This is a genomic window from Limimaricola sp. G21655-S1 (genome assembly GCF_027213785.1).
Lineage (GTDB): Bacteria > Pseudomonadota > Alphaproteobacteria > Rhodobacterales > Rhodobacteraceae > Limimaricola.
Genome location: NZ_JAPWGO010000006.1, coordinates 124,688 through 151,367 on the forward strand (window position 1 = coordinate 124,688; position 26,680 = coordinate 151,367).

Consider the following 26,680-nt stretch of genomic DNA (forward strand, 5'->3'; position numbering starts at 1 on the left):
ACGAAGGACGATGCAGATGATATCGAAGACCTTGCAAGTTCTCCTCCTTTCGCTCCTCGCGATCTGTTCCGCCGTCGCGGTCCACGCCCAGGCGGATGCCGATTACACCGTCGGGGTGGGCGACCGGCTGGCCGTCTCGATCTATGGAAAACCCGAATTGTCCGGCACCTTCGAGGTTCGGGCCGACGGGCAGGTGGTCCTGCATCTCCTGGGCGGCATCCCGGTGGCCGGCGCGACGGTCCGCGAGATCGAGCAACGCATCGAGGCGGAGGCGCAGGAGCGGTTCTCCAGCCGCGAATCCGTTCTGGTCGACATGGCCGAGTACCGCAGCGTGTATGTCGCGGGCGTCGTCGACATTCCCGGCGCCTATGAATACCGCCCCGGCCTGACCGTGATGAAAGCGGTGGCGCTTGCCGGCGGCCTGCAGAAGGCGCCCGCGGAAACCAATCTCGACCGCGAGGTCGAGGCGACCCGCCGCCGCGCCGTGGAGGCGCGCGAAAAGCTGACCTTCGCCGAGGCGGAACAGGCGGCGCTGGCGAAGGAATTGGCGCGGATCGAGGAAGGCGGCGTTGCCGAGGCGCAGGAGACGCTTCCCGAAGGCCCCCTTGGCGACCAGCACCAACTCGTCGATCTGCGACGCTCCCTGACGGAGGGGCTGACCGCAGGTTCGGAGCGCAAGATGATCCTCGCGGATGAAGAGGCGATGCTCTTCTCGCAGCGCCGCGAACTGATCAACAGCCAGCTCGCCGCGACGCAAGAGCAGTTGAGCGGCATGGAGGATCTTGCCGCGAGGGGTCTGGCGCGGCGCGAACAGACGCTTCAGCTCGAGATCAACGCCGACGAGTTCCGCTCCGACGCTCTCGAGGCTGCGGCGTTCGAGGCGCGCGCCCGCCAGACGATCGCGAATGCCGAGAGCGACATCCGCATCGCGGAGATGGAGTACAACCACAAGCTTTTGGCCGACAAGATCGCGGCCGACCAGCGCGTCGCCTTGGCGCGCGCGGAACTGCAGCTGGCCTTGGACTATCTTCGCGAAACCGATCCTTCGGCGATGCAGGGCATGGGCGACATGGGCGCGATGATGCAGACCGTGTACGAGATACACCGTTCGGGCGAAGACGGCCCGATCAGGGCCGAACCCAACACGCTCCTCGCGCCCGACGATCTCCTGATGGTCGAGATGGTCGGCCTGCAGGCGGTGGGACAATAGGGTTCGGGAGACATGAGCTGGATCGAGCTCCGAAGCGTTCGTCCCGGATAGCCGTACTTCTTTTCGAGGCATCCCGTAATGCGGCGCCGGGGGGGAGTTCGTACATCGTACTTCGGGGTATTCATTTGATTCCGCGTCGGAGCATATCCTGTTTTCCTGAAGGAAATTTTCTCCATATTATTGGTAATGGTTTTCGAGTTTGAGTTTTTGCTATGGGGCCTGTTGCCGGGGCTTCATCTTCGAAAAAGGGATCCTATTGTCAATTCACCGTTGTCCGCCTAGGGAACTTTCCTCGTTCTGAGGTGCAATCTGTAGATCAAGTCACAGCCTCAACGGATGAGTAAAGCGTCCGATAATCGGCGATCATTTGCATTCTCGATAAATTTTCAGCCGGACAACTCGGAAGATTGAATCAGTGGTTCTGTGGGCACCCTCGCACATTGAAAAGACGCGGCGTTTCTGGAGACAGTTTCGGTTCTCGCCGGCTCGGAAGGCGACGGGAGATGACGGTGCAGGGTTGGGCGATGGGGCGTGGTTACATGGCGGGTTGGTGAGCCTCTCTTCCTTCACAAGAATCAACCAAAGGCTGAGTTGGCCCTCAGCTTGGCATCGCGTCTCACCTCGCATGGTACTCTGACGACGCAACAAGGCGAGGTGGGATTCAGGCGCCTGAAGCCGGCGCTGAGGCGGATGGGACCATTCTTCGCCCCGTCGGGCGAGACCAAGTGCCTCCCCGAAACCATCAAGGAAAATGTTCCCCTATGGGTGTTCCCTTATGGGAAGGTGCGACGCCAATCGCGTTGGGGGCCGGTTTCGGCGTAGATGTCGAGCAGTCGCTCCGTCCACGACTTGACCCCGTAGGTGCCCAGAGCACGACGTCGCACGGCCTCGGCCGTATGCAGGCGCAGCGCCGGGTCGCCGATCATGTCGAGGAGCCCGCGTGACAACGCCTCGGGGGCCTGCGGGGGAACGAGGATCGCGCCCGTGTCGCGCAGAACGAGGCGATTTTCGCCGACATCCGTCACGACCGGCGGGACACCGTTGGCCATGGCCTCGAGTAGCGAAACCGGCGCCCCCTCCCAATGCGACGAACTGACGAAGATGTCGCTGGCGGCGAGGAGATCCGGAATATCGCCTCGCTGCCCGAGGAAGCGGATCTGTTCGGTGATCCCGAGCCTTTCGGCCAGTCGTTCAAGGTTTTGCTGGCGATCCGGCTCCCGGGCGTCCCCGATCAACAGGAGTACGGTGTCGGGCACCTCGGCGGCGACGCGAGCGAAAGCCTCGAGCAGGACGTCATGGGCCTTTTGCCCGATGATCGCCCCCACGCAGGCCAAGGCCAATGTATCGTCCGAAAGCCCGAGTTCCGACCTGATCCGGGAGCGCGCACCTGCATCGGCGACCACGCTTTCGGGCACCGCATTCGGAACCACGCGCACGCTTGCTCGGCCGATCTCGGCACGGGAGGCTTCAGCAACGGCCTGACCAACCGCGATCCTCTGAACGTCGGGAAGGCGCATGGCGGCGCGGTGGAGCAGCTTGCGGCTCAGCCGCACCCGCTTCACGCTTGGGCGCACGTTGTGGATGGTGGTAGCGAAAGGGATGCGGAGCAGACGGCAGGCAAAGGCGCCGAGGGTGGTCGAGGACGCCAGATGCGCGTGCAGATACTCGATCCGGTGTCGCCGAAGCTCGTGGAGCAGGTTCCTGAACCGTCTGTAATCGATCAGGTTCTTTCCGGGCAGAGCCACGACCTTGGTTCCCATGGCCTCCAGCTCGCGGCGGAACGGCGTGTCGGCGTCGCTCAGCACGAAGACGGTCAGGGACACGTCCACGCGGTCCCGCACCGCCTCGGCGAAGGTCACGACCAGGCGCTCGGCGCCACCGGTGACCAGCGTGTCGACCAGGTAGCCGAGCCGAAGCGGCTCGGCCAAGTGAATATGCGCATCGATGCCGGTGGCGATGTTCATCGCGCTCAGGTCCCGGAACGGTTGGTCGCGCGGCGCGCATTGCGGATCACCATGACGCCCGGATCGTTCGGGACCCGCTGTGGCCGCGGCTCGACCTTCTTGGGTGCGAGCAGCATGGAGATCACGACCGCGGCGAAGGCGGCAAGCGCGGCCACCACGACCGCGACGGCGAGCTTGGTATTGCGCGGCATGCTGGCCGGGCGCAGCGGCGGGACGCCGGTTTCGATGACCCGTACGTTGTCGAAATTCGACACGGCCTTGCTGTCGCGCAGCCGCAGTTCGAGCTCGGCCAGACGTTCGGCCTGTGCTTCCTGGCGGACCCGCAGGATCCGCACCCGCGGCATGATCTCGGAGATGTCCTCGATCTCGGTTTCCAGTGACGCCTTTTCCTGGCTTAGGAAGTCGACCCGGGCCTGCGCGTCATTGACGGCGAGTTCGGCCTGCCGCCGCTCGGTCTCGGACACCAGCCGGTCCTGAAGCGCGGCATGTTGCTGCTGGAACGAGATCAGCGCCAGCTGGGCATCGCGCAGATCGGCGGTCAGCTTTGCATGATCATTGGTGGCGTTCTTCAGCTGCTCCTCGACCACGCTCGGGTCCGGCCCGCCGAGAAGCTGCGTCAGCCGCGCGTCGATCTGGTCCGCTTCGCGTCGGGCGTTCTCCAGACGCTCGGTCACGGTCGCGAGCTCTCGTCCGAGATACATGCTTCGCCGCTGTTCGAGGAAGCCGTCGGTAAGCGCGTTGGCCAGTTCGGCGGCAATCGTGGGATCGGTATGCCGCACCGCGATCTTGACCACGTAGGAGCCGGTGATGAGCTCCACCTTGGTGGCCGCGTCGAGCGCGAGTACCGCCGCCCGCCGCCCGGCCTCGGTGAAGGGCAGGTCCGGATAGGTACGGGTGAAGCCCACCTTCTCGATCGCCGCCTCTATCAACCCTGGGTTGTCTAGGAGGAGCATCTCCGCGTTGACGAAGCCCTGGAAGTCGCCGGCGTTCGGCGCCTTGATGTCGCTCAGGCTGGGCTCCGGGACATAGACATATTCCCGCCCCAGCGCGAAGGAAATGAGCGATCGCGCCTCGTAGATGGGCACCTGCTGCCTGATCACGAAGACCAGGGGCGCGAGAACTGCGAAAAAAACGATTACTGCCAGAATGCTACGCTTCACGATCGTTACCAATCCCACACCGGGCGTCACAAGCTGCTAACTGCAACGACTTATTAAAAAAGCGAAAATGGTTCTTGCCTTCGGAGACTAGCACCGCCCTCGTCATTCGGCAACATTCCGTTTTTGGGTCGGGCCGGCGCGGCGGGAAACAATGAATTGCGAGGCGGGGATTGTTCCCTATCCATCCCTATGCCGCGCGATGCGCGGGCTCTCTTTATGCGATCCGCGCATTTTCTTACTTTGCGGATCGGGAACGCCGTCTTAGGCTGTTCTCGAATCTTTGCGTAGGCAGCGGTCGGCTGAATTCACGCGCCACCAATTCCTCGCCCCCGAAATTCTTCGAGGCACGGGACGCATGACATTCTCACCGGGCAAGGCGACGACACGAAACGTGTTCTGGGCCTATCTGTCCTTCGCGAGCACCAAGGCCCTGAACCTCGTGGCGATCATCCTGGTCGCGCGCTATGTCGATCCCGCCGAGTTCGGGCTCATGGCGATCTGCCTCGCGATCATGGGCTATTTCGAGATCATCTCGCAGTTCGGTCTCGGCGCGGCCCTGATCTCCACCCCCGACCGGGAAGAAGAGACCGCGAATGCGGTCTTCATCTGCGCCATGGTGATGTCCTCCACGATGGCGATCCTGCTCTGGGCCATCGCCGGTCCGATCGCCGAGCTCTACGGGGCCCCTGCCCTGCAGGACCTGCTCACGGCGATCGCCGCCGCCCTGGTGATCCGGGCGCTGACCACCGTGCAGTCGAGCCTGCTGTTCCGCGAATTGCGGCTGCGCGACAAGATCGTGCCGGACGTGGTCCGCGGCCTGACCAAGGGCTTGGTCTCCATCGCCCTGGCGATCATGGGTTACGGCGTCTGGGCCCTTGCCTTGGGCTATCTGGCCAGCGCCGTCGCAGGGTCGATCGCCCTTGCGATCGTCCGGCCGTGGCGGCCGACCGGTCTTCCCAGCCTCGCGATGATCCGTCACGTGATGCGGTTCGGGGCCCATCTGATCGGCGCCGAAACCATCAACTCGACGCCTCGGCTGCTCGACAATTTGCTCGTCGGCAAGTTTCTCGGCCCCGCCGCGCTCGGCATCTACGCGCTCGCCTTCCGGATCCCCGAGCTCGGAATCAAGAGCTTCACGACCGTGGCAGGCTCGGTGCTGCACCCGGTGATGTCCAAGATTCAGGCCGATCCGGCTGGACTGCGGATCTACTTCTATCAATCGCTTCGCTACTGCGCCCTGATCATGTTCGGCATCGGCGCCGCGATCGCCGTGCTTTCGGGTCCGCTCGTGCATGTCCTCTACTCGCCCAAATGGTACGACATGGTCGTCCCGATGCAGATCATCGCCGTGGCCTTCGCGATCAGCACGCTGAACATGGTCCCGGGCAAGCTGCTCAAGGCGGTCAGCCGAACCGATCTGCTGTTCCGGGTCTCGCTGTTCAACCTGCCGCTCTTCGTCGGCGTGATCGCCTTGGCCGTGCCGCATGGCATCGCGGCCGTCGCGGCGGCCCAGCTGGTGCTGGCTTTCGTGCGGTTCGTCCCGACCTTCTATGCGCTGAAGCGCGTCATGGACATCAACGTGATGGATACGCTGCAGGCCCTAGGCCCGGCGCTGCTCTGCACCGGCACCGCGACCGTCGCGGCGCTGGTGTCGCTGCAGCTGGTCGAGGGCGCCGAGCTGACGCGGTTGCTGGCCGGCGCCGCGACATTCTCATTCTTCTACCTGACGATGCTGCGATTCACGGTTCCCGAGGTCTTCGAGGCCGGGTCACGCGTCGTCCTCCGCAGGAGGCGCACATGACGATCCAACAGGTGGCCCGGCCGGGCATTGCCAAGACCCTGCCCGATTTTCTGGTGATCGGCGCCGCGAAGGCCGGCACCAGCGCGCTATATCAGTACATGCGCGAGCATCCCCAGATCTTCATGCCGGCGAAGGAGATCCGCTACTTCGCCTATGATGGCGGCGAGGAGGCGCGCGACCGCGAAGAGCGCTTCGGCAAGCACCATTTCGAGGTCAAGAGCCTCGAAGCCTATCAGGCGCTCTTCGCGCCGGCCGATCCGAGCCTGTCCTGGGGCGAGATCGCCCCGATCTATCTGGAAAGCCCGAGCGCGCCACGCCGGATCCGGGAACTGATCCCCGACGTGCGCCTGATCGCGAGCCTGCGCAATCCGGTGCATCGTGCCTTCTCGGGATATGTCATGCAGGTGCGCTCGGGCCGCGAGCACCGACCGGTGCACGAGGCCTTCGACCCCGCCGCGCACCATGTCCAGGCGGGGTTCTACCATGCCCAGATCAAGCGTTATCTCGACCTGTTCCCCCGCGAGCAGCTGATGCTGATCCTCTACGAGGAGTTCGCCCGCGACAACAAGCGGACGCTTCGCGATACGTTCGGGTTCCTGGGCGTGGATCCGGACTTCGAGCCGCCGCTGCACCAGAAGCACAATGTGAGCACCTATCCGAAGTCGCGGTTGTTCAATTCGCTGATCGAGAACCGGCTGACCCGGGACATGCTGCGGCCCGCCATGCCGGGATGGCTTCGCCATCTCGCGCGGCGCGCCAAGAAGAGCAATCTCGGAAAACCGCCGCGGATTCCGCCGGTGGTCCATGCCCACCTGCTCGAGATCTACCGCGAGGACATCCTGCGGCTGCAGGATCTGACGCGTCTCGACCTCTCCTCCTGGCTCAAGCCGCCTGCCTGATCCCCAAGGGGTCGCAATTCTTCGAAAGGGTTCGCATGTTCACGACCGATGCCTTTACCGGACCGCTCTTCATCGTCGGCAGCCCGCGCAGCGGCACCAAGCTCCTGCGGGAATTGCTGAACCGGAATCCGGGCATCAACCTGTGCAACCCCGAAAGCCACTTCATTCCCTATCTCTACCGGAGCTTCGGCACCGATCCGGCCTTCTTCTCCGTCGATCTCGATCGCTTCTTCGCAGCCTTCGACCGCATGCCTTTTCAGACCTTCAGCCGGCGCATGGGCAAACGCGTCATGCGGCGTGCGGATTTCGAGCAGTTGCGCGATGCCCTGACCTGGGCCGAGGCCTTCGAGCCGATCCTGCGGTTCTACGGCGACCCCGATGCCCCGCAGACGGCGATCTGGGGTGACAAGACCCCCTCCTACGTGCTCGACCTGCCGCTGCTGTCGGAGATCTTCCCGACCGCCCGCTTCATCCACATCATCCGCGATCCGCGCGACGTCGCCGTTTCGGCGCAGAACGCATGGCGTCACAACCTGCTGCGCAGCGCCACGAAATGGGCCCGCAACGTGTCGGTCGGTCGCCGCGACGCCGCCGCGCTCGAGGGGCGCTACATGGAGATCTTCTACGAGGATCTGTTGCGCGCGCCCGAGGCCGAGCTGCGGCGGGCCTGCGATTTTCTCGACGTCGGCTATGCGCCCGAGATGACATCCCTGATCCGGCCCTCCGAGAACATCGGCAAGGCCGCCGGAAAACGCTTCATCGACGCCGCCAATCTGGGACGCTATCGCGAGCGGCTCAGCCCGCGCGCGCAGCGACGGATCGAGGAGATCGTGTTCGATGCCGCGCGCGACACGCCCTACGAGCTCGAATACGCGACCCGGCACGTGCCGCTCTCGCCCTTGCGGCTCGGCGTCGTCGCGGCGATGGATGGCAGCAGATCGGCCGTGCGATACATCCGCAAGAAGGGGCTGCTCGACGGGATCAGCATCAATCTCGGCAACCGCCTGCAAAAACGGCGCAAGCTGCCATGAGCCACGACACCGCCCATCCGGCGGCGCCGTTCAGGCCCCGCCTCAACCTCGTCTGGATGCTGGCGGCGGGCCTGTTCGCGGGTTTCGTCGCGCTCACGATCGGCGACAAATCCGCCAAGATCCTGATCGTCGCGCCGCTGGCGTTCCTCGGCCTCGCGGCGGCGATACGGTTTCCGCTCATCGCGCTGGCCGGGCTCACGGTGATGATCGTGACGAACATGTCGCAAAACCTCATCGTGGCCTTCGACCTGCCATCGACGGCCAAGCTCGTCGCGCCCGGCCTCTTCGCGCTGCTGGCGGCCCGTTTCCTCCTGTACCAGGAACGGCCCTATATCGCCTGGGTGGCGATCCTGAGCCTGACGGTCTTCTTCGCGCTGAAGCTGTTCAGCGCGACCTATGCGGCGCGCTGGGAGCTGAGCCTGAACCTTTCCATCGATTTCGCCAAGGACGCGCTCGTGGCGTTGCTGGCGCTGGCCTTTATGTCGCAGCGCCGGGGCATCGAGACCATCACCACCTCGGCGGTGCTGGCGGTCGCCGCGATCTGCGCCCTGGGCATCTACCAGATCGTCTTTGGCAACATGATGGCCGGGTTCCACGGTTTTGCCGTCGTCATCGCCAATAGCGGGCGTTTCTCTGGGCCGCTCGGCGACGCGAACTTCTTTGCCTGCATCATCGTCTTCACGATCCCGCTGGCCCTGTTCCAGCTTCTCAACGCGCGCAACGCCCTGTCCGGTCTGGGCTGGGCCGTCGTGTCCGGCCTGCTGATCGCGGGGCTGCTCGCGACGCAGTCGCGCGGCGGGTTGATCGGCCTCGCGGTGGCCCTGCTGGTTCTGGGCACCGGCCTGACCCTGCGCCAGGTCCTGAGCTTCGTGGTGATCGGCGTCGTGACGGTGCTTCTGGTGGCCGCCGTCGCCAGCGACGAGCTGATCCAGCGTTTCGCGACGATCCTCGGGACCGTTTCCGAAGGCGAGCTGGATACCAGCACGGAGGGCCGGCTGGCCAGCTGGCAGGTGGCGCTGGAGCTGTTCAAGGAGCATCCCGTGCTCGGGGTCGGCATCGGCAATTTCAACTCCTACTATCAGAACATGGCGCTCGAACTCGGCCTGATCTTCCGGGGCGAAGGCCGCTCGACCCACAGCCTGTATCTCGAGATCCTGACCGAACAGGGCCTCGTCGGCCTGCTCCTGATGGGCGCGATCCTGTTCGTCGCGGCTCGCAGCATCATCGGCGCGGTGCGCTTCGCCAATGGCATCGGCGAGGTCCGTCTTGCCCGACATGTCACGGCCTTCGGCGCCGGGCTCGCGGGTTACCTCGCCGCGATGACCTTCCTGCAGGATTCCTTTCCGCGCTTTCTGTGGCTGGTCATCGCGGTAGCGCTCGAGGCCGAGTGGATCCTGCGCTACCACTATGCCGGATCGCCCTTCCTCAGCGGGCGTCCCCGGGTGTTGCGTAGCCGAAACGTTCCATGAGTGCGCTGCAGCTGTGCAGCACCCCGTTGACGGCCTGCGGCGGCAGCCCGGCCCGGGCGGCGCGGTTCACGTCCTTGCGCATATGCGCATTGACGCTGTCGAAGGCGTGGAAGGTGTCGATCTTGTTCATGCCCACGAGGCGACCGTCCGGCGCAAGGACGCGTTCCTTGCGCTGCAGGCACAGCCCCGATGTCGCGCTCGCGTCGAGGCCGCAGGCGGCGTAGACGGTCTCCACCACCTGCCGGAAATCGGCGACCATGTCCTCGAGCCGGATGATCGTGACCGGCAGGCCCTGCGCTTCGAGGTCGAGCAGCCTTTCACCGACATAGCGGTAGAGCGGCAGGATGGTTTCGGGCCGGGCGCCGCGCGCCATCATGCTTTCGCAGATGCCGAAGGGATCGCGCATCAGCCCGATGAACGTCGCATCCGGGTAGATCCGCGCGAGATCCGGCGCCAGTCCGACATTGTAGTTCACGAGCTTGACCACGAGCCTCGATCCGAAGGGCCCGGCCTCGGGGCCGAAGCCCTGCTCGGCGAGGGCGCGGCGGTAGCGCCGTACCTCGCCCGTATTGTCGGCGCAGGCCCGCATCAGCGCCGCGTGAAGCCATTTCAGGTCGCGCGCGCCGAGCGGCCCCGGCGGGCGGCGGGGATTGAGGACGTCGCCACGGCGCATCAGCGTCGGCAGGTAGCCCGCCCAGCAGCGCAGCGCCGCGAGGCTGGCCGGGCGCCGCGGCCGCAGCACCTCGTGCAGCTCGCCATTCGGCCAGTAGGTATCGGGATGCGAACGCAGGGCGTTGAGGATCTGGTTCGTGCCCCCCCGCTGCAGGCCAAGCAGGAAAATAGGTCCGGTCTCAGGCATGGCTTCCTCCTGCCGTGGCTTGCGTCACGAGTTCCGCGTATTCGGCGAGCAGGCCCGAAGCCGTCCGCCTTATGTCGTAATCTTCGGCCACCGTGCGCTGCGCGGCGGCGCCGAGCCGGTTGCGCAGATCCTCGTCGGCGGCAAGCGCGCCGAGCGCCGCGACCAGCTCGTCCCGGTCATCCACCGAGAACAGCAGGCCGTTCTGCCCATCCACGACGAAATCCATCGCACCGCCGGTGCGCGCTGTGACCGTCGCCAACCCGGTGGCGCAGGCTTCGAGCAGCGCGTTGGACAGCCCTTCGCGCGCCGATGGGAGCACGAAGACGTCGCAGGCGCGCAGCAGGTCCGGCATGTCCTCGACATGGCCCAGCATGCGGATGCCGGGCTGTTCGAGCAGCGCGGCCGGGATCGCCTCGCCTTCGCCGAAGGTGGCCTCGTAACCCTCGCCCGATGCGCGGTTCGCTCCCGCGATGAGCAGCGTCGCCTGCGGGTGATCGGCGCGAACCGATTTCCAGGCCTCCAGCAGCAGCGGCAGGCGCTTTTGCGCGGCCATGCGGCCGGCAAAGAGGAACAGCACCCCGCTCGGAAGCCCGAGCCGCAACCGCAATTCCTCTCGCTTGACCGGATGTTCGAGCGGGTAGAACCGGCGACCGTCCACGCCGTTGGGGATGAAGCGGAACTTGTCCCCGGGCAGCCCGAGATCGAGAAGCTCCTGTTCGATCTCGCGGCTGATCACCACGAAGCGATCGACGGCCCGCCCGAGATAGGACAGCCGGCGTCGACCGAGCGGCTTGCGGATGATCGCGCTGGCCTCGCCGCCGCACATGGGCTTTGCCAGCAGCGGGCGGCGCGTCAGCCCGCGGCCCATCGCGCCTGCAAGGGCGGGCGAGAAGAGCGAATGGCAGTGGATCACGTCCGGCTGCAGCCGCCTGATCTCGCGGGCCGCGCCCAGAATGAAGCCAAGACTGCCCAGCGGGCCGGAATTGGGAATCCGCGACACCTGCACCCCGTCGATCTCCTCGCGCGCAGCGAGGCCGGGATAGCGGCGGGTGACGATCTGCACGCGGTGGCCGTCATCGATCATGAGACGCGCGAGCTGCGCGACCTGCTTCTCCGCCCCGCCGACGATGGGGTGGTAGGAGGAGATGACCATGCAGATGTTCAAGGGTCGCGCCGGTGCCACCGCGTTCGACACGGCGCCGGCCTCGGAAAGGTCCCGCGGCGACATTCAGCGGCCCTCCGAGGGGGATCGCGCGGGGATGATCGGCCGCGGCGTTCCCCGCGCGCGGGATTTCCCGGCGGTCACGTTGGAGAGAAGCTCGATCCATTTGGCGACCATTTCGGTCTTGTCGAACAGGGCGACGGTGCGTTGGCGCGCCGCCCCGGCATAGCGGCGCCGCAGGCCGGGATCGCGCAGCACGTCATCGAGCGCCGACGCCAGATCCTCGGTCGCCCCCGCCGCGACCAGCCGTCCGCTGACCCCGTCCTCGATCGCCTCGGCGCAGCCATCGACATCCGTGGACAGGCAGCAGCAACCGCATGCCATGGCCTCGAGCAAGGTCAGGGGCAGCCCCTCCCAATGCGAGGTCAGCACGTAGACGTCGAGGGCCTGAAGTACCTGTTCCGGCGCGCTTTGCCAGCCCAGCATGGCGACCCGGTCCGACAGGCCGGCCGCCGCGAGCGCGGCCTCGACCTCGCCACGCAGCCGGCCTTCGCCGGCAAGGACGAACTGCGCCTCCGGATGGCGCCCGGCGACCCGCCGCAACGTGTCGACATAGTCGAGCGGCGCCTTTTGCGCTTCGATCCGCCCGATCCAGCCGACCACCGGGCGGTCGGGGTCGAGACCCAATGCGCGAATCCGCGCGGCGCGATCCTCGGCGGGCCGGAAGCGATCGATATCGACCCCGGTGCGGATCACGCTGATCCGGTCGGGGCGGACGAGCTTGTGGGCCAGGGTCTGGCGCCGGGCATAGTCGGTCAGGGTCACGACATGGCCACCGAACCATTTCGCCGCGAAGTCGAGCGCCCAGTAGAGCGACGCCTTGCGGCCCTGCACCCGTTTCAGGAATGGCAGCGACGCCTGCCGATAGATGATCGGTCGGCCGGTAATGAGCCCGACCGCGCGTCCGATGAAGCCGGCCTTGCTGCCGTGGCAGATCACCACGTCCACGTCGAGATCGCGCACGAGGCGGAGCGTTCGCATCAGGACCCTCGCATCTCCCAACGGGTCGATGCTGTAGCGCGCCATGGGCATCGCCTCCGCACCGAGACCGAGTTCGGTGAGGTTTTGCGCATAGGATTCCGCTTCCTCCGACAAACATAACGTGTGCGAAACCACGCCCATCTTGTCGAGCTCGGACAAAAGGAGCCGATTGTAGAGGGCAATACCTCCCGTTGCCTTGGTCAAAGCGAGTATTTTGAAATCGTGCATTGGGATACCGCTCCCTGGAACCTGATACCGATACCGTTCATGGGCACTTGAACGGCGCACCTGCCGGTTCGGTGGAACGATGTCGGTAAAATGCGACCGAAAATGACATCGGCTCCAGCGCCGGCCATTTGAGCATGCCGCAGGTGTTGCGTTGATGACAGGAAAAACGTGATTGCGGCGCGGATTGGGGTTCGGGCGGCGGGACCGGCGTGAAATTGCCGGGTTTTCGCCGGGGAATCGGTCGGTCCTTGCGCTGTGATCGACCCCGAAGGAGCCGGTTCGGCTGGGAAACGAAGGTTTCGCGGGCTGCGGGGCGGGAGCGGGTCGGGTGCGACGATTTGTCGTGTGGCGGCCTGCAGCCCGTTAACGGGTCGGGAAAGTTTCGCGGTCTAGCCTGCCCCTCGTTCCCGCCTTTCGCGGCGGATTTCGCGAGTTTCGGTAAGGCTCCGCCGATCAATGGCGGATTTCCACTTAGCGACGTGGCGTCACGACCTGAGGGACTGCACAGGCAGATCGGGCTGGATATGCATCACGTCGGAATGGGGCCGGGGATCGGTCCGCAAATGCCAAATCGGATCCGGCGATCGGGGAATGGTCGGGCGATCCAGGGAATAGGGAAGAACGTAGCAACATGTTGGCTTTCGAAGGAGCTCAGGGCTTTGGAGCCCAGGCAAAGGGCGGCCGTGGCGGCGAAGTGGTGAAGGTGACCAATCTCGACGATTCCGGCGTCGGGTCGCTCCGCTGGGCGCTCGAGGATCTCGACCAGAAGCGGATCGTCGTGTTCGAGGTCGGCGGCCAGATCGACCTGAAGGACCAGATCCAGATCAACGGCGACGTCACCGTGGCGGGCCAGACCGCGCCGGGCGGCATCACCGTGACCGGCGGCCGGCTGCGCGTCGTCGAGAGCGAGGTGATCATCCGGGGCCTGAACGTGCGGCCGGGCGATGCCGCCGACGGCAGCAAGCCCGACGACCGCGACGGCATCGCGGTGGGCAAGCGCGGCGCGACCGTCGAGAACGTGATGATCGACAGCAACTCGATCTCCTGGTCGGTCGACGAGCTGGCCTCGACCTGGGGCGCGCCGAAGAACGTGACCTTCTCCAACAACATCATGGCCGAGGCGCTGCAGAGCTCGATCCACCCCAAGGGCGATCACAGCATGGGGCTGCTGATCGGCGACGGCAGCTCGAATGTCAGCGTCGTCGGCAACCTGCTGGCCAGCAACGAGCACCGCAACGCGACGATCAAGGACGACGCCAAGCAGATCGAGTTCGTCAACAACGTCGTGCACAATTACGGGCCGAACGGGCTGCGGCTGAACGAGGGCTCGACCGCCAACGTGGTCTCGAACATCTACCAGGCCGGCCCCGACAGCGCCGGCCGCGAGGCGATCCGCCTGGAATCGCCGCAGGCCTCCACCGCCTACTACCTGTCGGGCAACGAGGCCGAGATCGCCGGCTCGGCGACCTCCAAGGTCAAGAACGACTACGTGTTCACGCCGCGCACCACCGAGGTGATGGGCACCGACGAGCTGCTCGAGCACGTGCTCTCGACCGCCGGCGCGCGGGCCCAGGGGCTGAACGCGATCGACGCGCGGATCATCGACTACGTCCGCGACGGCAAGGGCAAGATCATCGACAGCCCCGACGAGGTCGGCGGCTATCTCGACGGCGGCCTGCGCCGCGGCCCGCGCGACAGCGACGATGACGGCATCCCCGACGACTATGAGAGCCTGATCGGCTCGGACCCGAACCGCGCCGACGCGCAGGCCGACGCCGACAAGGACGGCTACGCCAACATCGAGGACTACATCAACGGCCTGATCGACGGCTTCGACGCGCAGCCGGGCAGCGGCGGCGACAAGGCCGGCGACACGGCCGGCGCCCCGGCGGCGCGGGCCCCGGCCCAGAGCGCGCCGGCCGCCGAGGCGGCGCCGGCGACGGGCTCGGCCGCCAAGGTGGCGCCGGGCCGCGTGGTCGAGGCCGAGACGCTGCAGCTCAGCGGCGGTCTCAGCGTCGACACGCTGAACGCGGCCTCCGGCAACGGCGTGGTCCGGGCCCGCTCGGACGCGATGCAGCGCGCCGAGATGGACTTCGACGGCGCCAGCGGCCGCTACGACCTGACCGTCAACTATTTCGACGAGAATGACGGCGTCAGCCGGCTGGCGGTGCAGGTCAACGGCCGCACCGTCGCCGAATGGGACTGGGACCAGGATCTCGGCTCGTTCAAGGCCAACAACGACACCCGGACCTCCAAGGTGATCGAGGGGCTCGAGCTCGCCAAGGGCGACACGGTGACGCTGCTGGGCACCCGCGACGGCAAGGAGCCGCTGCGCATCGACACGCTCGAATTCGCGCAGAGCACCGGCGGCGGCGACGTCGCCAAGGCGCCCAAGGCCCCCGCCGCGCCCGAGGAGGCCGCGAAGGCCGCGCCCGCCGCGACGGCGCTGCATCTCGAGGCCGAGGATTTCGACCTCTCGGGCTTCGTCGCCGAGAGCCTGAAGAACGCCTCCGGCGGCACCGCGATCCGCCGCGACGGCCGGGGCGAGCACTCCGCCGAGACCGACTTCGAGGGCGAGGCCGGGCTCTACGACATCGTCGTGAACTATTTCGACGAGAATGACGGCGCGAGCCGGCTGGCGGTGGAGCTCAACGGCGAGGCGCTCGACGCCTGGATCTGGGACGCCGATCTGGGCGACCGGCTGGCCAACAACAACACGCTGACCCGGCACGTGATCGAGGATGTGCGGCTGCAGAAGGGCGACCGGCTCAGCCTGTCGGGCGAGGATGACGGCGGCGAGCCGCTGCGCGTCGACTCCTTCGACTTCCTGCCCAACGACCTGCTGGCCGCCTGACCGGCCGGGTCCGCGACGCCGGGCCCCGGCCCGCGCGACCCCCCCGGGCGGCCCGGCCGCCCGGGGGCCATCCCCGCCGCGCCGGCCGTCCCCCGGCGCGCGCAACCCCGGCCGCCCCCGCGGCCGGGGTCTTGTCGTATCCGCGCCCAAAGCCACTCCGGAGCCACCCCTGAGCCGCACAAGCGCCCGGGACCGGGGCCGCGGTCTCAGCCGCGGCGGCCCACCCCCTCATAGGCCACGAAGCCTGCCGCGCGGACGTCGCCCGGGCTGTAGACGTTGCGCAGATCCGCCATCCGCGGACAGGCCATCCGCCCCGCCAGCTCCCGCAGGTCCAACGCCCGGAACTCGTTCCACTCCGTCAACACCACAACCAGATCAGCCCCGTCAGCCGCGGCGTAGGGATCGGTCATCCACTCCACGCCGGGCAGCATGCTTTCCCCTTCCCGGCGCCCCTGCGGATCGACGATCCGCACCATCGCGCCACCGCCGATCATCGCCGGCACGATGGTGAGCGAGGGCGCGTCGCGCATGTCGTCGGTGTTGGGCTTGAAGGTGACGCCGAGCACCGCGACGGTCTTGCGGTTGAACGAGCCGTCGCAAAGGTCGAGCAGCTTGTCGACCATGCGCCGCTTGACCTCCTCGTTGACCTTGATGACCGTTTCCACCAGCTGGATCGGGCTCGCATGGTCCTGACCGATCCTGGCGAGGGCCTGCGTATCCTTGGGAAAGCAGGAGCCGCCATATCCGGGCCCGGCATGCAGGAAGGTCTTGCCGATACGGCCATCGAGACCCATGCCCTTGGATACCTGCTTCACATCCGCCCCGACCTTTTCACACAGGGCGGCGATTTCGTTGATGAAGGTGATTTTCGCCGCGAGAAACGCGTTCGCCGCGTATTTGATCATCTCCGCGGATTCCAGATCCGTCATCACGATCGGAAAATCCCGCAGGTAGAGAGGTCGATAGATTTCCTGCATCACCCGTGCGGCGCGTTCGGTTTCGACACCGACGACGACGCGATCGGGCTTCATGAAATCGTCGATCGCGGCCCCTTCGCGCAGGAATTCCGGATTCGACGCCACGTCGAAATCGAGATCGGGATTGGCCGCGGCGACGACCTCCCGCACCCGCCGGTTGGTCCCCACCGGGACGGTGGATTTTGTCACGATGACGATCGGGCCCCGGGCCGCGCGGGCGATTTCCTCCGCCGCTGCCATGACGAAGCTGAGATCGGCATGACCGTCGCCGCGCCGCGTCGGTGTCCCGACCGCGATGAAGACGGCGTCCGCCCCCTCGAGGGCTTGGGCGAGATCTTCGTTGAAACTCAACCGCCCGGCTCGGACGTTGCGCTCCAGCAGCCGGTCGAGCCCGGGCTCGAAGATCGGCACCTCGCCGCGCCTGAGCATCTCGATCTTCGAAGGGATCTTGTCGACGCAAACCATCTCGTGGCCGAAATCGGAGAAACAGACACCGGTGACGAGGCCGACGTAACCGGTACCAATAATCGCAATCTTCATGCTCAGTGCCCTTTTTCAAGCTCCGCTCTGTCATTAGAGGCCGGGGAAATCAGCATATCAAGCGCCATGAAGGCTCGGGCAGCCTGTCTTTTGCCGGAAATCAGGACTCTGGCATTGGAAACATATTCTTCGGTCCAAACGAGCGGAAAACAGGACGGCGGCCACCAATTCGGCGACGGCAATTCCGTCTCAATTCCATGGACAGTCGCTGATCTGCGGCCAAGGCGTTTCCGGGGGCTTCGCCCCCGGCCGATTTTCCGGCCGGGGATGCATGCATGGGCTCACATCGTGAGCGTGCTTCCGTCGTCGAGCACGAGGACCAGCTCGGGCGCGTCGCCGTTGTTGAAGCTGCTCGCCACCCGGCTGCCGCTGCCCGCGACGATGAAGGCCAGGGCCGCGTTCGAGGCCCCGTCGGCGCCGATCACCGTTTCGATCAGTTCGCTGATGTCGGGCGTCCGGTATGTCCCCCCGGCGGTCCACTGCTCGACATTCGACCAGGCGAACTCGTCGACGATGACGCGCGATTGCGGTGGGGCGCTGGAGGAGAATGTGGCGGCGCTTTCGCTGCCCTGGATGCCGATGGTGAGGTTCGCGGCGCCCGAGGACGTCTCGAATGCGGTGAATTGCAGGTAGGCATCGGTGATGATCGCCGTCTGCGGGATGTCGATCCCGTCGAAGCGCATCCCCACGGCCTGCGGCTGGCTGCCGTTCAGGCCGAATTCGAGATCCTTGCTGCCGCCGCCGCCGAACTGCTCCCAATCGTCGGAGGAGGCGCCGATCGGCGTGACGATCGTCCCGAAGATGTCCCCGCCCGTGTTGCCGCCGCCGTCGCCACCACCGTCACCCCCGCCATTGCCGGGGATCCCTGCGACGAAGGCCGAGTTCGCAGCACTGCTCGCGGGATCGCTGCCCTTGTAGAGCTCGAAGTAGTCGACGTGGTAGCCTTGGCTGCGCCCCTCGACCTGCACCGTGTAGAGCCCGGCCTCGGTGATCGTCACCGAGGCGTTGTAGTTCGGCTGGCCATCGACCCTGAAGGATTGGGACCAGTTGCCGTTGTTGGAGCCGCCATAGACCTTGACGAAACCGTCCAGATGCGGCTCCGGGCGGGCGTTCGCGGGCATGTAGGAGAGAATGTCGCCATTCCCCGCCTGACCGGCCGGTTTGAAGTTGAGCCACAGATCGTTCTGCTGGTCCCCCGCCGCGAGGCCGTCGCGCGATACGGCGAAATTGATCTTGTAGGTGCCGAGGTCGGTTTCGGGCACGTAGATCGTGTATTCGAGACGGTCGGTGCCATCGACGTTGTTGTCGATCGCGGTCGAGGTGTTCGAGCCGAACAGATAGTAGCCGTTGCCTTGGAAATTGGTTTGCCGCCCGGCCGCGTCCGGGGCGGTGTGGTATGTCCATTTCCCACCCGGGGAGATGCCGCCGGTGCCGTTCTCGTCCTCGATCTGGATCTTGAAGTATCCGTCTGCTCCGGAGTTCACGATTTGGAAGTAGCCTTCCGGGCCGGAGCTGGGATCGCCGCTCACCGGCCCGCCCTGGTTGGTGAGGTAGATCGGCTTGGTGATCGGGCTGATCGGCGCGTTGCCGTTGGCCGGATCGACCACCGCGGCGACGAAGCCGATCGGGGACACGTCGTCGCCCGGGAAGGTGCCGTCGGCCTTGCTGTTGGCCGGGCTCTCGTCGTAGTCGAAGCGGTGCGACAGATCCGCGATGCCGCTGCTGTTCAGCTTCACCACGACGTGCTGGTTGTCGAAGGTGTTGTTGGCCTTGAAGGCGTAGGCGTCGAGCCGGTTTTCGACCAGCGCCGGGATGTCGCCCGTGCCCTGCACCGGGTTGAAGCCCTTGGTCAGCGTCACCATCACCGTGTCGCCCGGGGTGCCGGACACGATCACCGAGGGCTGGCTGCCGCCATAGCTGCCGGTGCCGCCCGCCCCGACGCCGTTGACGCTCAGCGTCGGCGCCACCGCGCCGGCGCCGTTCTGGGTGGCGATGGCGTGGCTGCCCGAGGCGCTGCCGTCGGAGCCCAGCTGGCCCGAGGCGGTGGTGCCGTCGTCGAACAGCACCGTGAAGGTCGAGCCGATCAGCTCGTGCCCCGAGATGCCGCCGACGTCCCAGCCGTCGACGGCCAGGGCGTCCAGCGAGTTCTTGGTCAGACCGGCGATCGAGTTCGGGTCCATGTCGCCCGAGAAGCCGACGGTCTCGTTCTTGCCGAAGCCGCCGCTGACAGTCGGGTCGAACTTGACCATCGCGCCCTTGTAGCCGCCGTTGGAGGGCTTGCCGGTGCCGGTGGTGTTGGGCAGCGGGTCGGGCCCGGGCAGGAAGTAGCCGCCGACGCCGCCGCCGATATAGGCGCCGGTGTTGCCCGCCGCGTTGACCGCCCACGGCTTGGTGGCGCTGTCGCCGCCGGCGCCGTCGGGGTCGAAGACGCTGTCGGGGTAGAGCGCGCCCGAGACGTCGATGAAGATCGCCGAGATCTTCTTGTCGCCGGTGTTGGTCACCTTGAAGCTGTTCAGGCCGAAATTCGACGCCTCGATGTTGGTATTGCCGAGCATGATGCCGAGCTTGGCCGCACCGACGGTCCCGGCCGCGTAGCTCTGCGAGGTATCGAGATCACCCTGCGCTGCAAAGGCCTCCAGCGCGGCGGTTGGCTGCGGGGGCGGGGCCGTGACGTCGTCCTCGGTGACCATGCCTTTAGCCGTCGCGGTGCCGAGCGTCGCCGCCACGCCGGTACCGCTGGCCCCGGTCAGGGTGACCGCCACCGTCTCGGTACCGTTGGCTAGGTCGTCATTGGGAACCGACACGACCAGCGTGCCGACCCCGCTGGTGAAGCTGACGCTCTGGCTCTGCTTCGTCGCCGTCCCGGTGTCGTAGCTCACCTGCAGAGTGCCGTTGAAGCCGGTGTCGTCCAGGCTCAGGCGGAAGCCGAGATCGGTGGTCCCGGTGTCGCCGGTCTCGGTGAGCGTCGGCGCATCGGCGATCGAGAGAACGATGGCAATGACGTCGTCCTCGGTGACCATGCCGCTGGCGGTCGCGGTGCCGAGCGTCGCCACCACGCCGCTGCCGGTGGCGCCGGTCAGGGTGACCGCCACCGTCTCGGTGCCGTTGACCAGGTCGTCATTGGCGACTGGCACGACCAGCGTACCGACCCCACCGGCGAAGCTGACGGTCTGGCTCTGGTTCCTCGCCGTGCCGGTGTCATAGGTCAGCTGCAGGTCGCCGGTGAAGCCGGTGTCGTCCAGGCTCAGGCGGAAGCCGAGATCGGTGGTCCCGGTGTCGCCGGTCTCAGTGAGCGTCGGCGCATCGGCGATCGAGAGAACGACGTCGGCAGGGGGCGCCGTGACGTCGTCCTCGGTGACCATGCCGCTGGCGGTCGCGGTGCCGAGCGTCACCGGCGCGGCGGTGCCGCTGGCCCCGGTCAGGGTGACCGCCACCGTCTCGGTGCCGTTGACGAGGTCGTCATTGGCAACCGGCACGACCAGCGTGCCCACCCCGTTGACGAAGCTGACGCTCTGGCTCTGGTTCGTCGCCGTGCCGGTATCGTAGGTCACCTGCAGAGTGCCGGTGAAGCCGGTGTCGTCCAGACTCAAGCCGAAGGCGAGATCGGTGGTCCCGGTGTCGCCGGTCTCGGTGAGCGGCGGGGCATCGGCGATCGAGAGAACGATGGCATTCACGTCGACCCAGATGCCGCCTTCGCGGAGATAGGTGGTGTCTTTGAACTCGAGCCGCTCCATGCCGCTCATCACGCTGCGGTCGCCGTCTAGGGTGACGGTCACCTTCTTGCCGAAGGACATGTCGTAATCGCCGACATCACCGTCGAAGACGACCGTATCGTGACCTTTGCCCCCGAGCATCTTGTCGTTGCCGGGGCCGAAGATGAAGGCGTCCGAACCACGGCGGCCCTTGAGTACGTCATCCCCCTCGCCGCCGATCAGCAGGTTACCAGTCCTAGAGCCCAGAAGCTTGTCGTTCGCGTCGGAGCCGATCACGCCTTCCATGCTCTTGAACTTGTCGCCCCGCGCCTCACCGCCCTTTCCGGAACCCTTTTGCAGGTTGACCATGACGCCCTTCGTGGAGTCGCTGTAGTCGAGCGTGTCGAAGCCCCTGCCGCCCACGAACTTGTCAGCGCCCTTGCCGCCAGCCATGATGTCATCGCCCTTCCGGCCGATGAGCGTATCCTTACCGGCGAACCCGAGGATCAGGTCGTTGGCCTTCGTGCCCTTGAGTTTCTCGCCAGCATTGCTGCCTTCCACCATGTTGGTCAGGGCCGACAGCCAGCCCTCAGCGACGTCTTGCACGGCGATCTCGAAAACTTCGGTCACGTTCACACCGTTCGCCGTCGCGGTGACAGCCAAGCTGATCTTGTAGGCGTCCTCGAAATCGAGACTGATCCCGGATTTCAGTTTCAGCATGCCGTCCACTACCTGGAAGCGGTCATCCGAAACGGTGAACACATACCCGTCGTCCGCGTCTGGACCGACGCTCGACAGCTCGCCCACCGCGGCGCCGGGCTTATTCTCGGCCACCTTGTTGGAGGACAGTGCGATATCGGTGATCTCGTCCAGGATCTGACTGATCTGGATCGCGTTGATCTTGGGGTTCTGGTTGTCAGGCAGAAAGGTGAGGCTCAGCTCGTCGTCCACCGCCGAGTAGACCAGCTCGCGCGTGACTACCGTGCCGAGGAAGGGCTGTTTTGCTGCACTCTTCGACGGCGTTGGCGGCAGCTCCTGCCCCAGCGCCGCTGCCGCTTCGCCCAGCGGGTTCAGATCGGCGAATTCGGCGAAGGCCGCGCCATCGACCGTCACGTCGAAGACCCGGTCGTTCCCCGGGCGGAACGCGCCGGTCCGGTTCTCGACGTAAAGCAATGTGATCTTGTAGGTTGCGCCAGTATCGACGTCGAAGTTGTAGGTCAGCGGCGCGTCGTCGTTCGGCAGCGGCCTGATCTTGTCAAAGCGCTCATGGACGAAGAGTTGCCAAGGCGCGATCGCCGCCACGGCGGGGTCGGTAAAGGTGACCTCATCCTCGGTGTTGGTCATCTTGCCGATAAATTCATGCTCGACATTGCCCGCAACAGAAACCGGGCCGCTGGCGTTTTCGAGTGCCAGGTCGCCGGTCCAGACCGGGCCGGCGTCGATCGCCGCGACGTCGCCGCCGCCGGCGTTGATGCGATAGACGATGCTCTCGCTGGAGTTTGTCGGAGAAATAGCCAAGATACTGGCCTCTGGAATACGCGTTAAAAAAGGAGAAGCGCGAAATCCGCATCTCGAACGGCATGGCTGCCGGGACATGATGCAATCAGATTCGGAAGAGGGTCTGCAGAATGCAATAGGCCATCAGTCGGAATCCCTGATCATACTCGACGCCGCGATCACTTTTGCGGATCCGCTTCCCCTCACACCTGTATCTGAGACGTCGACAGCCTTGTCTGAGCGTGAAAGCGCGCGAAGTTGCGGGCCCGCCGGTGACGGTGAAGTTAATACCATGCTGTAATCAAGGCTCGCGAGGCCGGATCGGTCTGGAGGTCTGCTCCGCGCCTCGCGAGACCGCAATAGATCCGTTGGGTGTATTCAAAGACCTGACCAGCTTCTGGCTCGGCACCGTCTGGGGCCGGGTCGTTTCATAGGCGCTGTAGCGGTAGCCGCTTCCATAGACCGTCTTGATGGCCAGGAAGCCGCCATCGACCGCGCGCATTTTCTTGCGGATGCGCTTGATATGCCCGTCGATGGCGCGCTCGCTCAAGGTGGTATCGCCGATCGCGCCGAGCAGCTGATCGCGCGACACGACGAAGCCGGGCTTCTGGGCGATGGCCTGCAGCAGCAGGAATTCCGTCGGGCTGCACGCCACCTCTTCGCCCTTCCAGGTGACCTCGAGGCGCGCGGCATCGAGGGTGAGCGGGCCCCGGACCATGACGGGAAGCTCGATCGCCTCCTCGCGGCGCGCCGCGGCCCAGAGCTTCTGGCGGCGCAGCAGCGCGCGGATGCGCTCGAGCAGCACGAGCTGCGAGCAGGGCGTTCTGAGATAGTCGTCCGCGCCCATGCGCAGGGCGCGGAGCTCGTCGAGCTCGCTTCTTCGCGACGACATGAGGATCACGGGCAGGCTGCTCGTCTGGCGCAGCCGTTCGAGCAGATCCATGCCGTTGCCCTGCGGCGGCTTGAGGCCCAGCACCGCCAGGTCCGGCAGGCGCGCCCCGAAGGCCGCGAGCGCGGCGGCTCCGTTGTTGTAGCTTTCCACCTCCAGGCCTTCCCCCTGCAGGGCCCTGGAAACCGAGGCGAGAAACGTCCTGTTGTGACCCACCAATGCAATCTTCGACATGAAAACACCTGACACTTGGAAAAACCGACACCTGAAAACCGACGACTGAAAAAACGCCCATCGGGGGACAGGCCAATCCTACGGGGCCTGCCATGGCCTGGGCCACCCTTTTTGTCGCCCGGCGCCGGGGCGGGACCGCCGATGGGCCCCGGGCGACGCTCCTGTCCTGCCGTCGCTGGCGATCCCGGGCGCGGGACGGGCTCGCCCCGATCGCAGCGCTTGCCGCGCGCCTGTCGCGCCCCAGATTTTCTTTGAAATACGGGACATTGTGCTAGGCTGCGATCGTTGAGCATTCACAGACCCGACACTTGGCGCCGGGATGTCATCTTGGGGGAGGCAGCCATGGCGCGTCGCACGCGGTTTGCTCCCGGATGGTGGATCGGCCCCGGCGTCGTCCTGGGAGTGGTGGTCTACGTGCTGCTGTTTGGCGCCCTCTACCGGCTTCTGGCGGGATAGGTGACGGACGAGGTCTTGGGGCTCTGCCTCCCGGGTAGCCCCCTCGCCGCGCTCCCTGCCGGAGGGATCGCCGGATCATTCCCCTCCCGATCCCGCAAGGGCGCGGGCCGGCCGAACCCCCGTCCCGACGTCCGGCCAGCGATGGTTCACCCCTAGCCGAGCTCGCCCCAGCTGCCGCCCTCGCGGACATAGACGGCGTCCTCGAACTCCAGCCGCTCCATGCCGATCAGCACGTCGCGATCCTCATTGATGGTCACGACCACCGCCTTGCCGAATCTTACCCCGTAATCGCCGAACGCGCCGTCGAAGAGGACCGTGTCGAGACCGGTGCCGCCGACCAGCTTGTCGCTGCCGGTATCGAAAATGAAGGTGTCGGCCCCGCCATCGCCCAGTACCACGTCGTCGCCGGCGCCGCCGTCGAGCAGGTCATGCCCCGCGCCGCCGAAGAGCTTGTCGCGGCCGGCATCGCCCGACAGCGTGTCGCGGCCCTTGCCACCGAGAAGCTTGTCGTTGCCCTTGCCGCCATGAAGCTCATCGCTTCCGGTGCCGGTGCCGCCCACGAGCTTGTCGCGGCCGGCATTGCCCCACAGCGTATCGTGGCCCTCGCCGCCCAGCAGCGTGTCGCGACCACCGCCGCCTATCAGCTCGTCCTGGCCTGCATCCCCGGCAAGGATGTTGGCTCCGCCATCGCCGATCAGCGTGTCGTTGTGCGTGCTGCCATGGACGTTCTCGATCTTCACGAGGCGATCGCCCTCGGCTTCGCCGCCCATGCCGGTTCCTTGGGCCAGGTTCACCGTGACGGCTTCGTCCGAGTGAATGTAATCGGCCCAGTCGGCGCCTCCACGGCCATTGAGGATGTCGGCGCCATCACCGCCGATGAGCACGTTGCCGATCTTGCTGCCCAGAAGCTTGTCATCCGCAGCGGAGCCGATCGCGCCCTCGAAGCTCTTGAAGGTGTCGCCAAACTCCTCGCCGCTCTTCGAAATGCCCTTCTTCAGGTTCACGGTGACGGCTTGTGCGGAAGAGCTGTAGTCGAGCGTATCGAAGCCCTTGCGACCGAAGAGCGTGTCGGCGCCCGCGCCGCCGGCGACGATGTCATCCCCCTTGCGACCGAGCACCATGTCCTCGCCGCCCAGACCGACGATCAGCTCGTTGGCCCTGGTGCCCTTCAAGGTCTCGCCGGCATCGCTACCCGTCCTCACGTTGGTCACGGCCGAGAGGCGACCTTCGGCCACGTCTTGAACGGCGATCTCGACATCGCGGGTCAGGCCCAGTCCGGTTGAGTCCGTCGCAGTGACCGCAAGGGTGATGCTGTAGGCGTCCTCGAAATCGAGACTGGCCTTGCGCTTCAGCTTCAGCATGCCGCCGTCAGTCACCTTGAAGCGGTTGTCGGAGACGCTGAAACCATGCGTATCACCGGCATCCGGATCGGTGACGGTCAGCCGGCCCACCTTGGCGCCGGTCGCGTTCTCGGCCAGCGGGCCGAAGGCGGTGAGGGCGATATCGCTGGGGCCATTCAGGATCTGGCTGATTTGGATCGCGTTGATCTTGGCGTTCTGGTGGTCCTTGATGAAGGCGAGGTTCAACTCGTCATCCACGGCGGTGTAGACCAGTTCCCGCGTCAGCACCGTGCCCAGGAAGGGCTGCTTGTCGGGCGGGTTCGAGGTTTTCGGGGGCAGCTCCTGCCCCAGCGCCGCCGCGGCCTCGCCCAGGGGGTTGAGGTCGGAGAACGCGTCAAAACCCGCGCCGTCCACCGTCACGTCGAAGATGCGGTCCTTGGCCGGAATGTCGAAGGCCCCGGTCCAGTTCTCGACGTAGAGCAGCGTGATCTTGTAATGCGCACCGGTCTCGACCTCGAAATTGTAGGTCAGCGGCTCTTCGTCATCCGCCGTCGACGGCCGGCTTCTGTCGAAGCGCTCGTGGACGAAAAGCTGCCAGGGCGCGTAGCCCGCCACCTCCGGGTCGATGTAATCGACCTCGTTCTCGGCGTCGGTCAGCTTGCTCATGAATTCGTTGTCGACATCACCGGTGACGGAGACCGGCCCCGGGCCGTTCTCAAGCGCCAGGTCGCCGGTCCAGACCGGGCCGCCATCGATCGCGGCGACATCGGTGCTGCCGGCGTTGACCCGGTAGATGATGGTTTCGGTGAAGTCGGGAGAATGGGGGTGAATAGCCAAAACAATGACCTCTGGGTTACGCGTTAAAAAACCGGGAGACGCAAAACCCGCGCCTCAGATGGCACGCCGGGCGGCGGCCGGAAACGGCAAGGCGGGAAGGATCGACCGGAGGCGGTGAAAACGATCCTCCGCAATTCCGGCCCTGTTCGATCCCGCAATCGCCTTTACGGAGCCGCGGCGCCTCGCACCTGGCTCGAGGGTAAACAGACGCCACCACGAAGCAACCATTTTCTCGCCACAATTTCCTGGCGGGGAAATGAATTCGTGTTTCCATTCAGCATTGTCGCCAATCTGGAAACCTCTCGTCCGACCCTGCGGTTATTGCCGTGCGTGCGCGCGCGTTGCGCCGAATGGAGCGGTGTCGCGGGCCGGGCGCCCCGGCCCCGCGCGACGACGCGGGGTGCCATGGATCCTGGGGGCCGTGACGCGCGAGACCGGGGCTGCGGGCCCGCGCCCGCCCCGGGAGGGGGTGGGCCCCCCCCGGGGCCGCCGAACCCCGCGCGGACCCCGCTCCCCCCCCCCGGGGAGAATGGGGGGGTG

The 26,680-nt window shown here is 66.0% G+C and carries 14 protein-coding genes and 1 pseudogene; 6 read left to right on the forward strand and 9 right to left on the reverse strand.

All coding sequences use genetic code 11. From position 1 onward, the window contains the following. The first annotated feature begins 16 nt into the window (after nt 1-16). Entirely contained in the window at nt 17-1,210 is a 1,194-nt protein-coding gene (locus tag O4G76_RS08290; protein WP_269396897.1) for a polysaccharide biosynthesis/export family protein, read from the forward strand. A gap of 773 nt (nt 1,211-1,983) precedes the next feature. Here the strand turns inward: O4G76_RS08290 and O4G76_RS08295 are convergent. Together O4G76_RS08295 and O4G76_RS08300 are read right to left on the reverse strand one after the other, a co-directional pair. After that, nucleotides 1,984-3,174 carry a glycosyltransferase gene (locus tag O4G76_RS08295; protein WP_269396898.1) on the reverse strand — a complete coding sequence of 397 codons (1,191 nt, stop codon included), beginning with the start codon at nt 3,172-3,174 and terminating at the stop codon, nt 1,984-1,986. 5 nt (nt 3,175-3,179) lie between these two features. After that, nucleotides 3,180-4,274, reverse strand: coding sequence for a hypothetical protein (locus tag O4G76_RS08300; protein ID WP_269396899.1), 1,095 nt, complete (start codon nt 4,272-4,274; stop codon nt 3,180-3,182). 415 nt (nt 4,275-4,689) lie between these two features. On the opposite strand from O4G76_RS08300, the gene O4G76_RS08305 reads away from it, so the two are divergent. Genes O4G76_RS08305 through O4G76_RS08320 form a run of 4 tightly spaced genes read left to right on the forward strand, consistent with a single transcriptional unit; the run spans nt 4,690 to nt 9,534 of the window. Beyond that, a complete protein-coding gene (locus O4G76_RS08305) occupies nt 4,690-6,135 on the forward strand; it encodes a lipopolysaccharide biosynthesis protein (RefSeq protein WP_269396900.1) in 1,446 nt (481 codons plus the stop codon). After that, nucleotides 6,132-7,034, forward strand: coding sequence for a sulfotransferase (locus O4G76_RS08310; protein ID WP_269396901.1), 903 nt, complete (start codon nt 6,132-6,134; stop codon nt 7,032-7,034). Before O4G76_RS08305 ends, O4G76_RS08310 begins: the two co-directional genes overlap by 4 nt. Nucleotides 7,035-7,069: 35 nt before the next feature. Beyond that, on the forward strand, nt 7,070-8,065 hold the full coding sequence (locus O4G76_RS08315) for a sulfotransferase (protein WP_269396902.1): 996 nt from the start codon (nt 7,070-7,072) through the stop codon (nt 8,063-8,065). Next, nucleotides 8,062-9,534: an O-antigen ligase gene (locus O4G76_RS08320; protein ID WP_269396903.1), complete on the forward strand. Its 1,473-nt coding sequence runs from the start codon at nt 8,062-8,064 to the stop codon at nt 9,532-9,534. The genes O4G76_RS08315 and O4G76_RS08320 overlap by 4 nt, the downstream gene beginning before the upstream one ends. On the opposite strand, the gene O4G76_RS08325 is transcribed toward O4G76_RS08320, so the two are convergent. From O4G76_RS08325 to O4G76_RS08335, 3 genes are read right to left on the reverse strand one after another with little or no spacing between them, the layout of a single operon-like run. Beyond that, nucleotides 9,491-10,393 carry a sulfotransferase gene (locus O4G76_RS08325; RefSeq protein ID WP_269396904.1) on the reverse strand — a complete coding sequence of 301 codons (903 nt, stop codon included), beginning with the start codon at nt 10,391-10,393 and terminating at the stop codon, nt 9,491-9,493. The two genes, O4G76_RS08320 and O4G76_RS08325, sit on opposite strands and share 44 nt — an antisense overlap. Next, entirely contained in the window at nt 10,386-11,621 is a 1,236-nt protein-coding gene (locus O4G76_RS08330) for a glycosyltransferase family 4 protein (RefSeq protein ID WP_269396905.1), read from the reverse strand. Before O4G76_RS08330 ends, O4G76_RS08325 begins: the two co-directional genes overlap by 8 nt. Next, a complete protein-coding gene (locus tag O4G76_RS08335) occupies nt 11,622-12,824 on the reverse strand; it encodes a glycosyltransferase (RefSeq protein ID WP_269396906.1) in 1,203 nt (400 codons plus the stop codon). It lies immediately after the preceding gene. Between the two features lie 631 nt (nt 12,825-13,455). Here O4G76_RS08335 and O4G76_RS08340 point away from each other — a divergent pair. After that, entirely contained in the window at nt 13,456-15,678 is a 2,223-nt protein-coding gene (locus O4G76_RS08340) for a hypothetical protein (RefSeq protein ID WP_269396889.1), read from the forward strand. A 206-nt stretch (nt 15,679-15,884) separates the two neighbouring features. Here the strand turns inward: O4G76_RS08340 and O4G76_RS08345 are convergent, their stop codons facing one another. From O4G76_RS08345 to O4G76_RS08360, 4 genes and pseudogenes are all read right to left on the reverse strand, one after another. Beyond that, nucleotides 15,885-17,195 (reverse strand): UDP-glucose/GDP-mannose dehydrogenase family protein, encoded by a 1,311-nt coding sequence (locus O4G76_RS08345; RefSeq protein WP_269396907.1) that lies wholly within the window; start codon nt 17,193-17,195, stop codon nt 15,885-15,887. Nucleotides 17,196-17,476: 281 nt separating this feature from the next. Next, on the reverse strand, nt 17,477-22,405 hold the full coding sequence (locus O4G76_RS08350; protein WP_269396908.1) for a calcium-binding protein: 4,929 nt from the start codon (nt 22,403-22,405) through the stop codon (nt 17,477-17,479). 409 nt (nt 22,406-22,814) lie between these two features. Further along, a pseudogene (locus O4G76_RS08355) lies at nt 22,815-23,507 on the reverse strand (response regulator transcription factor); the annotation flags it as partial. A gap of 608 nt (nt 23,508-24,115) precedes the next feature. Next, the gene (locus O4G76_RS08360) at nt 24,116-26,140 is read right to left on the reverse strand and encodes a hypothetical protein (protein WP_269396909.1); all 2,025 of its coding nucleotides are present in this window, start codon (nt 26,138-26,140) and stop codon (nt 24,116-24,118) included. Nucleotides 26,141-26,680 lie beyond the last annotated feature (540 nt).